Source organism: Microcoleus sp. B6-A1 (assembly GCF_036705085.1).
GTDB lineage: Bacteria > Cyanobacteriota > Cyanobacteriia > Cyanobacteriales > Microcoleaceae > Microcoleus.
In genome coordinates this window covers 1-13161 of record NZ_JAUBTU010000064.1, presented here as the reverse complement: position 1 = coordinate 13161, position 13161 = coordinate 1, and the positions used below count along the sequence as shown (strand labels likewise).

At 46.5% G+C, this 13161-nt stretch carries 12 protein-coding genes; 5 read left to right on the top strand and 7 right to left on the bottom strand.

Annotation, left to right across the window (positions count from 1 at the left end; all coding sequences use genetic code 11):
- The first annotated feature begins 124 nt into the window (after positions 1 to 124).
- On the top strand, positions 125 to 1009 hold the full coding sequence (locus QUB11_RS21560) for an aspartoacylase (protein ID WP_333206036.1): 885 nt from the start codon (positions 125 to 127) through the stop codon (positions 1007 to 1009).
- An 80-nt stretch (positions 1010 to 1089) separates the two neighbouring features.
- Here QUB11_RS21560 and QUB11_RS21555 read toward each other — a convergent pair whose 3' ends face one another.
- Positions 1090 to 1818 (bottom strand): phosphatase PAP2 family protein, encoded by a 729-nt coding sequence (locus QUB11_RS21555; protein WP_333391710.1) that lies wholly within the window; start codon positions 1816 to 1818, stop codon positions 1090 to 1092.
- 148 nt (positions 1819 to 1966) lie between these two features.
- Here QUB11_RS21555 and QUB11_RS21550 point away from each other — a divergent pair, with 148 nt between their 5' ends.
- Positions 1967 to 3046, top strand: coding sequence for a M23 family metallopeptidase (locus QUB11_RS21550; protein WP_333206034.1), 1080 nt, complete (start codon positions 1967 to 1969; stop codon positions 3044 to 3046).
- A 111-nt stretch (positions 3047 to 3157) separates the two neighbouring features.
- The gene (locus QUB11_RS21545) at positions 3158 to 3769 is read left to right on the top strand and encodes a hypothetical protein (RefSeq protein ID WP_333206033.1); all 612 of its coding nucleotides are present in this window, start codon (positions 3158 to 3160) and stop codon (positions 3767 to 3769) included.
- Positions 3770 to 3943: 174 nt separating this feature from the next.
- On the opposite strand, the gene QUB11_RS21540 is transcribed toward QUB11_RS21545, so the two are convergent.
- The gene (locus QUB11_RS21540) at positions 3944 to 4177 is read right to left on the bottom strand and encodes a hypothetical protein (RefSeq protein ID WP_190662685.1); all 234 of its coding nucleotides are present in this window, start codon (positions 4175 to 4177) and stop codon (positions 3944 to 3946) included.
- Positions 4178 to 4370: 193 nt separating this feature from the next.
- On the opposite strand from QUB11_RS21540, the gene QUB11_RS21535 reads away from it, so the two are divergent.
- Positions 4371 to 6533: a flavin-dependent dehydrogenase gene (locus QUB11_RS21535; protein ID WP_333391708.1), complete on the top strand. Its 2163-nt coding sequence runs from the start codon at positions 4371 to 4373 to the stop codon at positions 6531 to 6533.
- A gap of 38 nt (positions 6534 to 6571) precedes the next feature.
- Here the strand turns inward: QUB11_RS21535 and QUB11_RS21530 are convergent, their stop codons facing one another.
- The 3 genes from QUB11_RS21530 to QUB11_RS21520 form a co-directional block, all read right to left on the bottom strand.
- Complete coding sequence (locus tag QUB11_RS21530; RefSeq protein ID WP_333391706.1) at positions 6572 to 7903, bottom strand: hypothetical protein; 1332 nt, start codon at positions 7901 to 7903, stop codon at positions 6572 to 6574.
- Positions 7904 to 8548: 645 nt separating this feature from the next.
- Positions 8549 to 9211 carry a (2Fe-2S) ferredoxin domain-containing protein gene (locus QUB11_RS21525; protein ID WP_333391705.1) on the bottom strand — a complete coding sequence of 221 codons (663 nt, stop codon included), beginning with the start codon at positions 9209 to 9211 and terminating at the stop codon, positions 8549 to 8551.
- Between the two features lie 73 nt (positions 9212 to 9284).
- The gene (locus QUB11_RS21520) at positions 9285 to 9530 is read right to left on the bottom strand and encodes an Asr1405/Asl0597 family protein (RefSeq protein ID WP_333391704.1); all 246 of its coding nucleotides are present in this window, start codon (positions 9528 to 9530) and stop codon (positions 9285 to 9287) included.
- 355 nt (positions 9531 to 9885) lie between these two features.
- On the opposite strand from QUB11_RS21520, the gene QUB11_RS21515 reads away from it, so the two are divergent.
- Positions 9886 to 10428 carry a Dps family protein gene (locus QUB11_RS21515; RefSeq protein WP_333391702.1) on the top strand — a complete coding sequence of 181 codons (543 nt, stop codon included), beginning with the start codon at positions 9886 to 9888 and terminating at the stop codon, positions 10426 to 10428.
- Positions 10429 to 10576: 148 nt separating this feature from the next.
- Here the strand turns inward: QUB11_RS21515 and chlP are convergent, their stop codons facing one another.
- Positions 10577 to 11797, bottom strand: coding sequence for a geranylgeranyl reductase (chlP, locus tag QUB11_RS21510; RefSeq protein WP_172186475.1), 1221 nt, complete (start codon positions 11795 to 11797; stop codon positions 10577 to 10579).
- Positions 11798 to 12315: 518 nt separating this feature from the next.
- Positions 12316 to 13161, bottom strand: an 846-nt coding sequence (locus tag QUB11_RS21505; RefSeq protein ID WP_333391700.1) for a transposase, incomplete at its 5' end; no start/stop codon positions are given.

Here is a 13161-nt window from a genome sequence, read left to right as displayed (position 1 = left end):
CGAGAAACCGGGTTTCTACGAGCTTTTGGATGACGATAAATACACCAAAAAACCGGATTTCTCAGGTTTGTTTTACCAACTGATGACAAAGGGTGATAAACTGGGGATAGGAAGTTATTTGTTTATGAATCAAATTAAACGTGTTGCCATAGTGGGAGGAACCCACGGAAACGAACTCACAGGAATTTACCTCGTGAAGAAATTCGATCGCGCGCCAGAGTTAATTGGGCGATCGACTTTTGAAACTATCACCCTGCTAGCCAATCCCAAAGCTTGCGAAATCGGCACACGCTACATCGATATCGACCTCAACCGCTGCTTTAGAAAGCAAGATTTAGAAAATCCCCATCTCTCCAGCTATGAAGCGCTACGGGCGAAAGAAATCTACCGCATTTTTAGCTCAAAAAACACTCATCAGCCCAACGTAATTATCGATTTGCACAGCACCACATCCAACATGGGGCTAACATTTATTCTCGCCAGCCATCATCCATTTAACCTGCAACTAGCAGCTTATTTAACCTCTGTGCATCCCCACCTCAAGCTACTCGCTTCTACAGCCAACAATCCTGATAGTCCTGTGCTGCGATCGCTTTCCGAATTAGGCGGTACGCTGGAAGTTGGTGCAGTGCCGCAAGGCGTATTAGATGCGTCTTTATTTCAGCAAACCGAGCAAGTTGTCTGCCAAATTTTAGACGGCGTAGAAGCCTACAATCAAGGCACAATGCCTGCTGCAAAGAATCCCCTGACTATTTATCACACCATTGGGGCGATCGACTATCCCAGAAACGAGAACAGAGAAATTCAGGCAATGATTCATCCTCATCTGCAATCCAGAGATTATCAAGCCCTGAATCCCGGCGATCCGATGTTTTTAACCTTTGATGGTGAGTCGGTATTGTATGAAGGTAAATCAACCGTTTATCCAATTTTCATTAACGAGGCTGCTTACTACGAAAAAGGAATTGCCATGTGTTTTACCCAGAAGCAAATAGTCATTAGTCATTAGTCATTAGTCATTAGTCATTAGTTGTTAGTCATTAGTTGTTAGTCATTAGTTGTTAGTTGTTAGTCATTAGTTGTTAGTTGTTAGTCATTAGTTATTTCTTTAGAAGAGGGATCTGGTGACAAAAACTCCTCTTTAGAAGCCCTAGTAAAAGAACGCAATTCCTTCCATATTTCCAAAGTGATAATACAGGTAATTAGCCACACCAAACCAGCAGTATAACCAGCAATAACATCGGTAGGCCAATGAACTCCTAGGTAAAGCCGGCTAAAACCAATAGCAGCAATTAAGACAACTGTCAAACTGTAAATCGACCAGCGCTGCTTGGGAAATCGTACACCCAAAAAATATCCTAGCAAACCGTAAATAACCATGGAAATCATCGCGTGTCCGCTAGGAAAACTGTAAAAGCGAACGTCAACAACGCGCTCCCAAAGTTGAGGTCGATCGCGGGCAAAAAGTTTTTTTAACAGTAAATTTAAACCGATCGCTCCACCACCCGCGAGCGCAATAGTTGCAGATTCCGATCGGTGATTGCGCGCTAGCAAAACAATACCGAACGTCAGACAAATCACTAGCAGCAACTTCGGCTCGCCCAAAAAGGTAAAGCCCAGCATTACTCCATCGCGCAGCGGAGTGTGAAGGCTCCTGAGATATAGTAAAATAGATGTATCGAAAGCGTAACTTTGTTTTCCCAACACGTCTTCGGCAATGGTGGCAAATCCCCACATCCCCAAAGCAGCAACAGCAAGCCCTGCCAGCCGAATTATCGAAATGAGCGATCGAATTTTAGAACCCATTCTTGAACTCATTAAAATTTTAAAATTTCCAACTCAAAATAATACAACAAATATAGGAAACGAAAACGCCTTACCCATCGTCTAGATTCTTGATCCCCTCTATTCTGAATCATTAATTGATTTTTCACTACCCACCTCAGCTTTTACATCCAACGGGCGAATGACTATACTATCAAAAAAATACATTTCGGCAATTTTGTTGACCTTGGGGTTGACAAGTCTGTCTAGCTGTGCTAATAACAGCGGAGTAAGTGCCCCGATCGCCGAAGCCCACACGATCGCCCAGCGTCTCGTCTCTACCGCAGTCGCCCAAAAGCCGAACAACCCGCAATTCGGTCAGCCGATCGACTGTACCCTAGGAAAAGACTGTTTTGTGTTGCTGTATTTCGATCGAGAACCCGGCCCCACTGCCGTCGATTTTGGCTGCGGGCGCCAAACCTACGACGGGCACGACGGCACAGACTTTGCCATTCCCGACGCCAAAGCAATGGCAAAAGGAGTTCCAGTTATTGCCTCCGCTGCAGGCAAAGTTTTGCGAGCACGAGATGGTGTGGTCGATCGGCGTTTACAGAACGATACAGAAAAAGCCAACATCGCAGGTACAGAATGTGGCAACGGCATGGTAATCGACCACGGCGGTGGTTGGGAAGCCCAATACTGCCACCTCCGCCAAGGCAGCGTTGCCGTCAAACCGGGTACACAGGTAAAAAAAGGCACAGTTTTGGGCATGGTGGGAAACTCTGGGATGGCATCTTTCCCCCACGTACACGTAACTTTTCGCTATCAAGGCAAGCCCGTAGATCCGTTTGTCGGCCCCGACGCGAAGGTAGGCTGCAACATCGCCCGCAATCCAATTTGGGACAAGCCTCTAGACTATATTTCCACAGGTTTAATTAGGGCCGGTTTTGCCAATAAGCCGCCCGATATCAACGCTGTCTGGGAAGGACAATTTTCAGAGACTCAACTCCCTGCAAACAGTCCAGCTTTGTTGTTTTGGGTGCAAAGTTACGGAGTGCTCAAGGGCGATCGCGAACAATACAAATTATTTGCCCCCAACGGCACAACCATCGCCGATCAGACCAATGAAATTAAAGCCCCCAGCCGTACTTGGTTGGGTTATGTCGGCAAAAGAAACAGTACAAATTCTCCTCTGACTCCCGGAGTTTGGCGGGCCGAATACCGGTTGACGCGGGGCGATCGAGTTTTGACAGAAGTCAAGCGAGAAGTTGAGTTGCGTTAGTGGCTAAGTTACTCATACCAAATTCCTTTGAAAACGAGCATCAAATATGTTAAAATAAAAACAATATTTTTTCATTTTTGATGGTCAAGTTTTCCTTGCCTCCTAATAAAAATGTCATACAGCCAATTTACCAACCTAGAAATGATTGAAACCAACTTTGGCATAACCATTGCTGACAAAGTTGGTATTTTTGCCGATTTACCAGAAGCCGAGTATAGCGAGCTTCTCAGCCAAACTCTGCAAGAAAACATTTCTTTGGCTTTAGCAATTAATACCGAAAAAGCTCGCTCAGAATTAATTGTCACACCTATTTTAGTAGAAGTTAGAAAGCAGTTTAAGTATCAAATTAGCTTTTTTTCCGGCAAAGAGTTTAATGTAGATTTAGAAAAAGGATTAACTGGTTTCTGTGACTTTCTGATTAGTCGTTCTCCCGAACAACTGCTAATAAAAGCCCCGGTGGTCGCCTTGGTTGAAGCGAAAAATGATAATATCCAAGCTGGACTTCCACAATGTATGGCAGAAATGATTGCAGCTCAAATCTTTAATGAAAGAAGAAACAATAATATTTCCGAAATATATGGGGTGGTCACAACAGGGACAAATTGGAAATTTTTACGGCTTAGCAATCAAATTATGGAAGTCGATCTAAATGATTATTTCATTGATAATATTAGTCAAATTATTGGGATTTTAAAATATTTAATAAATGCGGCGAACCTCTGAAAGTCAAACTATCTTGAAACGCATCTGCGTTTATCTGCGGTTTTCCGATTAAAGATTTATGCAATAAGTCTATAATTTTTACACTATCGCAAATTATACCGGACAATATAGCTGTCATCAGCTTATTGTCGCCGGCTCGATCACGTTGGGAAGAATGCTTTGGATGTTGACAATTTAGGGCAAATTGTTCCAAGCTTGAGCCACAATGTCGCTCAGCCATAGCCTCTGAGCAAAATCGAGCAGATTGTCGTCGGCGAGTACCTCAGCTTTCAATTCATCCAAAGACTGAGATCGCGATCGAGCTATTTGAATCACGCCCGCGATCGCCGACGCCACCAATTCTTCATTCAGCGGCTGCTGTCGCAAAGCAATCATTTCTTGAGGATTCGTAGGAATGGGATAATTCATAGAAGTGCATACCGAAAGGAGTAGATATTCAGCCACTGCGCCCCCACCGAGAGCAAGAGCGATCGAAAACCTAAAAATCTGAGAACATTGTAAACTTATTTAAAACTCAATAAGTATTCGGGAGTATAGCCTACTTTGCTCCCTTGTCAACTCCCCCATCTTTATTAATTTATTCAGAATTGAGAGCCTAATCATGCAAGAAATTCTTTATCTAGAAGTCCCGACACCGGATACAGCAGCCGTCTGCACTTGGTTGCAGCACGAATTCGATCCCGAAATTGGAGAAAAAATTATTACTCCTGACGGTTTTCGCCTGCTTTCAAACGTAACAGCAGCAGAGGTTATGTTGTCGGGAACTCAAAAGGCCAATCCAAAACCCACCTTGGCTGACACCAATTCAGGAAACCAAAATTGGCGATCGACAGAACTTTCCACCTTTGTCTGGTCACTGCAGCGCACCACTTATTTAAAAGTCTTTCGTCTAGAAGAGGCGCCTGCGGGAGAAAAAAAGTTCCTGGAAGCTCTGAATCTTGCTGTGAGAAACAAGTTTCCCGATCGCTACCGGGAACCCCCTGTCATAGACCTCTCCAAACAGTCAATTTTTGAGGCTCTTGCCCCCTATTACCCCTTGACCGTCAAATACTTCCAAAAAATGCCTCAAGGCGAATACGACCTCAAGCGCGTCTACTGGTGGGAACAGCGTTGGCGCGAAGGCACTCGCAATCCTCAAACGCCAAAACAAGTAGTGTTTTTTAAGGAAGAAGGTTCGGCAACGGATTCTGTAACGGATTTAACGGATGTAACCGATGTTAAGAAGAAGGTAAAAAGTACAGTTTCGGTGTCTGATGCTGGCGATACTTTTTACGACTTAATTTATATTGGCGGGGCCTTGGGAGTGATTCACGCCGCAGTCATGGCGAGATTGGGCTACCGGGTGCTGCTAGTTGAACGAATGCCTTTCGGGCGAATGAATCGCGAGTGGAATATTTCGCGGGATGAAATTCAAAGCTTAATTGATTTGGGTTTATTTACTGCTGCCGAAATAGAAACTTTGATTGCCAGAGAATACAAAGATGGCTACAACAAGTTTTTTGATGCTAACAATCCGCCCGTGGCGAAAGCGCCTGTTCTGCACACACCAAAGGTACTCAATGTAGCTTTGGACGGGGAGAAATTGCTAAATTTAGCGGGACTTAAGCTAACAGAAGCTGGTGGAAAAATCTGGGACGAAACTGATTTTATAAGAGCCGATGTTGAAGCGGAAAAAGTAGTAGTTCAGGGCCACCACTTGCCGACAAAAGCCGATCGCACTGCATTAGGACGGTTGCTGGTGGATGCAATGGGTTCGGCTTCTCCCATCGCTTGGCAATTGAACGAAGGGCGGACTTTTGACAGCGTTTGTCCGACAGTGGGAGCAGTCATCGACGGAGGATTTGAGCCGGGAGTATGGGATTCCGAGTACGGGGATGTACTCCACACTCACGGGGACGTTTCCCGCGGACGCCAGCTCATCTGGGAGTTGTTTCCCGGCGCCGGCACAGAACTGACAGTTTATCTATTTCACTACCACCAAGTACATCCAGAGAACCCCGGTTCTTTGCTGGAAATGTACGAGGATTTTTTCGCAATTTTACCGGAATACCGTCGCTGCGATGTCGATAAATTGGTGTGGAAAAAACCGACCTTTGGTTATATTCCGGGGCATTTTAGCAGCAACAGCGGCGATCGCTCCGTGGCGATCGATCGCCTAGTCTCGATCGGCGACGCAGCATCCTTGCAATCTCCCCTCGTTTTCACCGGCTTCGGCTCCCTCGTCCGTAATCTTTTTCGCTTAACAGACCTTTTGGATACAGCATTAAAGCACAATTTGTTGACGGCAAATCACTTAAACCAAATTCGCGCCTACCAGAGCAATGTTTCAGTAACTTGGCTATTTTCTAAAGGCATGATGGTTCCTACCGGCAGCAGTTTGCCACCCCAAAGAATTAATTCAATGCTCAATACCTTTTTCGGTATTTTGGCAGCGCAAAAACTCGCCGTAGCCGAAACTTTTATTAAAGACAGAACCGACTGGCTAACTTTCAATCGACTGGCGCTCGAAGCAGCCGGACAAAATCCTTCTCTCCTGTTGTGGATTTTAGATTTTGTCACCTTGGGGGATATTTGGCGCTGGCTGGGAAGTTACTTGAATTTTACTCTGCTGGCTTTGGCCAGTTTGCTGTTCGGATGGCTTCCCAGCTTCGCCCGCAGGGTACGGCCTTGGTTGGAGCCCCGGTATCCGGCTGTTTGGCTGTGGCTGTTGGCTACCAGCTATGCTCTCACCTACGGCATGGGAAAGGGGAGAAAAGAGTGTTGAGTTTTGAGTGTTGACTCAAAACTAGCAACTTCAGTTCGCTATCGAAAACTCGGCAATTCAATTTCAGCTAGCGATCGACGTTTTTTAGAAGCCCGCAGCGGACTGGCAATCAAACTCAGCCAGTCTGGTTGGGCGACTGCTGTAGGTTTTGCCACACTCGATCGCACTTCTTGAATGCCAAAGGTTTCAACAGAGTTCAAAATTTGAAAAGCCCTGGCTAATTCTTGCGTGTCCACATTGGTAGCAGTTTCGGGTTCAGACTCCGCCACCGGCAGTTCAGGTTCCGCAACCGCAGGGGCCGAGTCAGGTGCCGGCTCATGAGGCTGGTAGGTTTCGGTCTCCTGTAATTGAATGGCGGATACTTGTGCTAATTTGTTGAGTTCTAGAGGGGCTGGGGATTCAGGCTCGATCGCCTCGGCAGCAGCGGCTACCTCTGGAAGCTCTTCGGTTTCCGACCAAGGTTGGACTGGGGAAGCGTTGAAGGCTGGCGGCACCGGCATCTGAGAGCTTTTGACCGCCGCGAGCAAAGATTCTAATTGTGCGGTGGCGGTGTCCAGATTATTGTCAGGCGGCTCGATCCTCGGCGACTTTACCTGCGGCCTGTCCAAACTTCTTTCCAAGGCAGCTTTGAATTGCAGAGTGTGGCGCTGCTGGCGGTGCAAGCGGGCTCGCAATTCCCTGCAAATATTTTCTGTGGCTACTAACTGCTGTAACTGTTCGTTGTAGCGCTGCACAGTAGACGCACATTCTCGCTCAACAGTCGCTAGCCTGACTTGGCTGGTTGCCAACTGACTTCTTAAACTTTCGACTAAAATTTCTTGACTTTGGAGGGTTTGATGGGAAACTTCCACTTTGCCAAACAGCCGCGTCAATTGTTCTTGAGTCTTTTCGAGTTCTGCAGTCCGCTGTTCTAGCAAAGTTTCGCGATTCTGCAAGGTTTTTTGGGACTCTTCGAGAGCTGTTTCTAGCTGCGCGATGCGCTGTAAAAGGTCGCGGTTGCATTCGTGCAGCGCTTGCATAAGGGTGACTGGGGTCGATCCTTTGCCCTTGGCCTGTTCGGCATTCCCAAGCAGATTTTTTAGATTCTCTGACATCGGGGGCGAGCCCGCCTCAGTCGGCTGTGTCGGAGATTGCGAATTTTTTGTTTCAGGTTTTGTGGGAATTGCATCTACGCTGATGGCGTTGGGAAAATCTACTGTTTGCCAGTCTTCTTCTGGCTGTTGGGGAACCGTTGCGGGAGTGTCTGTCGCATCGGGGGCGATCGGCTCAAAACCCCCAGTAGCAGCAAAATCTGACTGAAATGGTTCGGTATCGGATGGAACAGCAGGGTGCGGTTGGTGCTGATGGGCTCGAAGATCAGCTTCTGACATGGCTTTTTATCCCAATACTCACAGGGTCTCAGATACAGTCTATCCTTAGAGATTCTACAGAAAAAAGCCCCTAATTGACACTCTTCGGGCTAAAGCCACGGAGATTCTTAAGACTTAAGTCTTAAATGCGCTGTCAAATCGCATCTACACGCTCGAAACAACTACTGGCACCAGAAGTATTGCTGTTGCGCTTACTTTTGTTTTTAGATTGCTTTCTGATTCCATCAATAATCCAGTTAGGTACGCTCAACGACTCACTATTACGTGTTTGGACAGGCTCGGCATTGCCGAGTAGCGATCCAACCCAGGAGTTTCACCTTATGAAATCGTTTCAACACGTAGATGGTTGTTCTTACTTGCCTGTCTAAATTCTAAACTTTAGCTTAGAATTTATTAGATCTTTTAACAAAGTTTTATAATTAAAGCCGTCCTAGAAAGACGGGGCTTCAAACCAAATTTTTTGGTGATAGTTTTGGCATTTTTCCGGTTTTTTGCGACCATAACCTCTGAATCGAGTGGCGCGATCGAACTACAACTCGAACTCAAATTAAAACGTAAGATGCGCCTGTAAGTTTTTCGCCCAGAGTCCTATTAAAATAATCTTTCCCGATCTCTAACGCACTCTTGCGGCATCCCGGCGATCGCCTAAGCTTTAACAACTGCACAATGTTTGTCAATGATTGCTGGAACTTCTGCCGGTGCAATGCGACTGTAGCGAGTTTTGTCCGGCATTACCACTATATTTGGGCCTGCTTTACACTGTTTGAGACATCCGGTTCCCTGTACTGTCACTTTGTCTTCTAAACCGCGCGCATTCAAAGCATTTTCTAAAGCTTTACAGACTCCTCCAGCGCCCCGCTTCAGGCAGTCGGATTTTTGACATACTAATATTTTGGTTTGGGTTTTTGCCGGAGCTTTTACAGTTTGAGCTGCTGTGGGAGAGCTGACTTGGGTTTTGCCGATCGCGCGATCGTCGGATGTCAATACCCCAATAGGTACATTGGTGGAGTCGAGGTGTTCGTGCGATCGAGCATTTTGACCTTGAGCCAGCTTGAGGCTGCGAGCTTTAAGTTTTATTTTACCGTTTTTCAAGTTGAGTTCTTTCTCACCTACCACTTCAACTTTCAACCCGGGCGTCAAAACAGGTAACAGAAATGACCGCAATTCCTTGCACAGTTTAACAAGATATTCTACTCCCCGAGCATTGCTAATTCGCAAATATTTAAGTTTGCAGCCATCTTCAATAATCAGGCTGAGGATTTCTCCTTCTAAACTGAATTCGGAAACTTGCTTGCCAGATTTATACATTGTTATGACTCCTTTAAATCCGTTACATCCGTTACATCTTCTACATTGCTCGTTGCCGAACTTCCTTCTACCTTTAGCCCCTTTGCCAGCAGTATTCCAGCCACTGCACCAGTTCGCCCCGAGGGGCACTGACTTGCCTCAACACGCTCATTAACTGAGCCGCTTGTTTAGCAGTGTTGACTTTTGCCCGCAAAGGTTGGTCAACCGCACACCAACAGGGAATTTCTAGCTCTTGCAAGCGTTTGTAAACTTGCCACCTATCTAGCCAACTCACTTGCACAATGTCACAAACTTCTAATTCTGGATCTGCTGGATTCATTTTTTAACAACAGTAATAATTTGCATTAATTTTTGCTCCTGACCGATCGCCAGCAGAAGTTAAAAGCTAGATTTCCCAAGAAAATCAAGGATTATCAAAAGCCCTGCCTGAAAAATTCTGCCTTTTGCCTTCTGCCTTCTGCCTTCAGAAGGTTCGCCCCATTTTCAGGAAGCGTTCAGAACGAGAATCTTTTTAAGCATAACCCAACTGCTAATTATTCTCAATAGGTTTAGAAAAAAAATTTCCTACTCTACAAAATATTCCACTATTGAGGCAGACTCTGCTTGACTGGTAAATTTACGGTGCTAGACTGACTCTATTGGCAACAAAACTGCCTATTGAGAGGAGAACACACATGACTGAGACTCAGAGTGCATTAAGACCGTTTGGCCACATAGCCGAAAACCCAGTTCTACTGGAACATTCAGTCACAGCACCGATTTGTGAAGGAATGAACGCGCTGCTGGCCAGTTTTCAGGCTCTATACCTGCAATATCAAAAACATCATTTTGTGGTGGAAGGGGCAGAATTCTACTCCTTGCACAAATTCTTTGAAGAAAGCTACGGAGAAGCTCAAGATAGCGTCCACGAGTTGGGCGAACGGTTAAACGGGTTGGGCGGCATACCAGCAGCTAGCTTTAGCAAGTTAGCTGAGTTGTGCTGTTTTGAGCCGGAAGCCGACGGCGTATATTCCTGCCGCCAAATGCTGGAACACGATTTGACAGCGGAGCAAGCTATCCTCGGTTTGCTACGCCGTCAAGCAGGACAAGCAGAAAGTTTGGGCGATCGAGCTACCCGCTACCTCTACGAAAAAATCCTGCTAAAAACAGAAGAGCGGGCTTATCACATTTCCCACTTCCTCGCCCCCGATACCTTAGTGCAGTTGAACTTGAACTAACAATTCTTCTTCTTCCTCTTCCTTAGCACACGTGGCACAGGCGTCTCGCCTGTGAATTTTGACAGTTCGTTATCTTAGATCGAAAAAAAAGCGGGCAGTTTTGTGACTGCCCGCTTTTTTTATACAAAGTGCGTTTATCCGCAGGGAATTAAGGCGCTAAAGCATTCCCACGCAACAAGCTACCAATGGTTTTCGCAGTAATCTTCATCTGAATGAAAGGATTAGCCGGTACGACGGTTTTATACAAGTAGCTATCGAATGTGAGTTTCTGTACATCGCGATCGGCACACATTTCCACAAAAGCTTCGCGGGTAGCGTCGGAACGGTAGAACACGCGCTGCAAAATGTCAAGAACTTTGTAAGTAATGCCGTAGGCTTTATCCCACCGCTTCAGGTAAATCTTAATTTCCTCTTCAGTCGGAATGCGCGCGCCTTTATTGGAAATCTCCACAATAGTTTCGGCGCACATCCGACCAGACTTGGCGGCAAAATAGATACCTTCGCCAGAAGACTTGGTAACGTAACCTGCAGCATCGCCTACGAGAGCAACTCGGCCGACAACCCGGCGGGGACGCGGATGTTCCGGGATGGGGTGAGCTTCCACTTTAATAATCTCACCGCCCATCAATTTTTTGGCAGCGCGGGCGCGGATGCCTGCTTGCAGCTTTTTGATACTGGCTTGATTGACTTTCATCGTGCCGGTGCCGACGGCTACGTGGTCGTATTTGGGGAACACCCAAGCGTAGAAGTCGGTAGATACGTCATCGCCGACGTACATTTCGGCTAAGTCGTGGTAGTAAGCCATTTTATCTTCCGGCAGGCGGATGCGTTCTTGGAAGGCGATCGCATAATTGTAATCACCAGCGTCGATCGCCTTTGCTACGCGGGAGTTGGCGCCGTCAGCCCCAATCACCAAATCCACCTTCAGAGTTTTCTGAATTCCCATTGCACTGCCGTCGGAGTGGTCGGCATAGTGGAGAGTATAGGGGTCTGTATTGTTGCCGGGAATTTCTAATTTGTGAACGGTGCCGTTAATTAGTTTTGCACCCAAGGAAGCGGCGCGATCGCGCATGAAGCCATCGAGCACTTCGCGGCGGCACATACCGATGTATTCGTGTGCGTTTTCAATATTGATGTCCACCTCGACGTTAGAGGGGGAGATCATTTTCATTTTTCTGACTTGGCGGTCAATAATACTTTGCGGCAAGTCAAATTCGCTGACCATGCACAGGGGAATCGCCCCACCGCAGGGTTTGGCGTTGTCTAATTTACGCTCGAATAGGTATGTTTCGATGCCTGCTTTTACCAATGTTTCGGCGGCGGAAGAACCCGCAGGGCCTGAACCTACTACTGCAACCCTTAGTGTCAAAGCTTTTCTCTCCAGTTTTTTTCTATAGGCATTACTCAGGTGTGATGGTATCACGGACTTGGGATGCGGTGGGGATATAGGGGAGAGATTTCAATGAAATGAAACAGAGCTTAACAGTTCGATACGAAAATCGGGTTTGGGGCGATGGGTGCGATCGAATATCTTAAATTTTTCAGTGTAGATGAAGGTGGATGGACGGTGATGTGCGATCGAACATTTTGCAGTATTTTCTAAGAACAGGCATCTTGCCTGTTCCACAAAGAATGAATTTTCTGCTTGTGGGGAGTAGGGGTTGGGCTTCTAGCCCGCCCGGACATGAACAGGCAAGATGCCTGTTCCACAAAGAGTGAATTTTCTGCTTGTGGGGAGTAGGGGTTGGGCCGAAGAGCCCGCCCGGACATGAACAAGCTTCCCTAGCCTGTTCCACAACAGATAAATTTTCTGCTTGTGGGGAGTAGGGGTTGGGCCGAAGAGCCCGCCCGGAACAGATTAGAACCAGTCCATTGACACTCCCCTGGCTAAAGCCGAGGGGATTCTTGATTCGCAGAATCAACTTGCCGATGCAGAATTACTTCAACATCGGTAGCGGTCAATTCTCCACAAGCGTTCGGATCTAAGATCCAAGTTCCGACGTGCCCCGTCGTACTTAATCCCCGACTTAGGATGTTTTTAGCTGCGTTCCAGTCACGATCTAATACGCATCCACACCGACAAGCGTGGGTTCGTGTTGATAGACTTTTCTTAACAATTGTTCCGCAGCTAGAGCATTCTTGACTTGTTCCGTTAGCTGGTACGGCAATCGTAATTCTTCCGAATACTTTGCCGAAATACTCCAACCAAATTCGGAACATATACCAAGATGCGTCGTTAATCGATTTTGCTAAAGAGTGATTCTTCACCATATTTTTGATCCTCAAGTCTTCGTAGGCTACACAGTCGTTAGACTGGATGACGCATCTTGCTAACTTCACGGCAAAATCTTTACGCTGTCTACTTATCTTGAGGTGGCGCTTCCCTAGAATCGCTCTAGCTTTTTTTCTGTTTTGTGAACCCTTGACTCGCTTTGAGACTCGTCTTTGGGATTTTTTCAACCTGCGTTCTCCCTTGCCCAGGAAACGCGGGTTCTCAATTGCAACCCCATTTGAGTCTGTGTAGAACTCTTTAATTCCTACGTCTAACCCGATGGCGTTACCTGTGACTTCAGTCTTTTCAGAACGGTTAACTTGAATGCAAAACTGGACATAATATCCGTCTGCCCGTCTCACCAAACGTACTCGCTTAATTTGACTACGCTGATAGAAATGTAAGTCGCGTGTTCCTTTTAATTTGAGCTTCCCGATTCCCTGCTTGTCGGTAAAAGTGAT

Coding starts and splice junctions, on each gene's coding strand:
- QUB11_RS21560 (WP_333206036.1), top strand. CDS start 125: ATGAATCAAATTAAACGTGTTGCCATAGTGGGAGGAACCCACGGAAAC.
- QUB11_RS21555 (WP_333391710.1), bottom strand. CDS start 1,818: ATGAGTTCAAGAATGGGTTCTAAAATTCGATCGCTCATTTCGATAATT.
- QUB11_RS21550 (WP_333206034.1), top strand. CDS start 1,967: ATGACTATACTATCAAAAAAATACATTTCGGCAATTTTGTTGACCTTG.
- QUB11_RS21545 (WP_333206033.1), top strand. CDS start 3,158: ATGTCATACAGCCAATTTACCAACCTAGAAATGATTGAAACCAACTTT.
- QUB11_RS21540 (WP_190662685.1), bottom strand. CDS start 4,177: ATGAATTATCCCATTCCTACGAATCCTCAAGAAATGATTGCTTTGCGA.
- QUB11_RS21535 (WP_333391708.1), top strand. CDS start 4,371: ATGCAAGAAATTCTTTATCTAGAAGTCCCGACACCGGATACAGCAGCC.
- QUB11_RS21530 (WP_333391706.1), bottom strand. CDS start 7,903: ATGTCAGAAGCTGATCTTCGAGCCCATCAGCACCAACCGCACCCTGCT.
- QUB11_RS21525 (WP_333391705.1), bottom strand. CDS start 9,211: ATGTATAAATCTGGCAAGCAAGTTTCCGAATTCAGTTTAGAAGGAGAA.
- QUB11_RS21520 (WP_333391704.1), bottom strand. CDS start 9,530: ATGAATCCAGCAGATCCAGAATTAGAAGTTTGTGACATTGTGCAAGTG.
- QUB11_RS21515 (WP_333391702.1), top strand. CDS start 9,886: ATGACTGAGACTCAGAGTGCATTAAGACCGTTTGGCCACATAGCCGAA.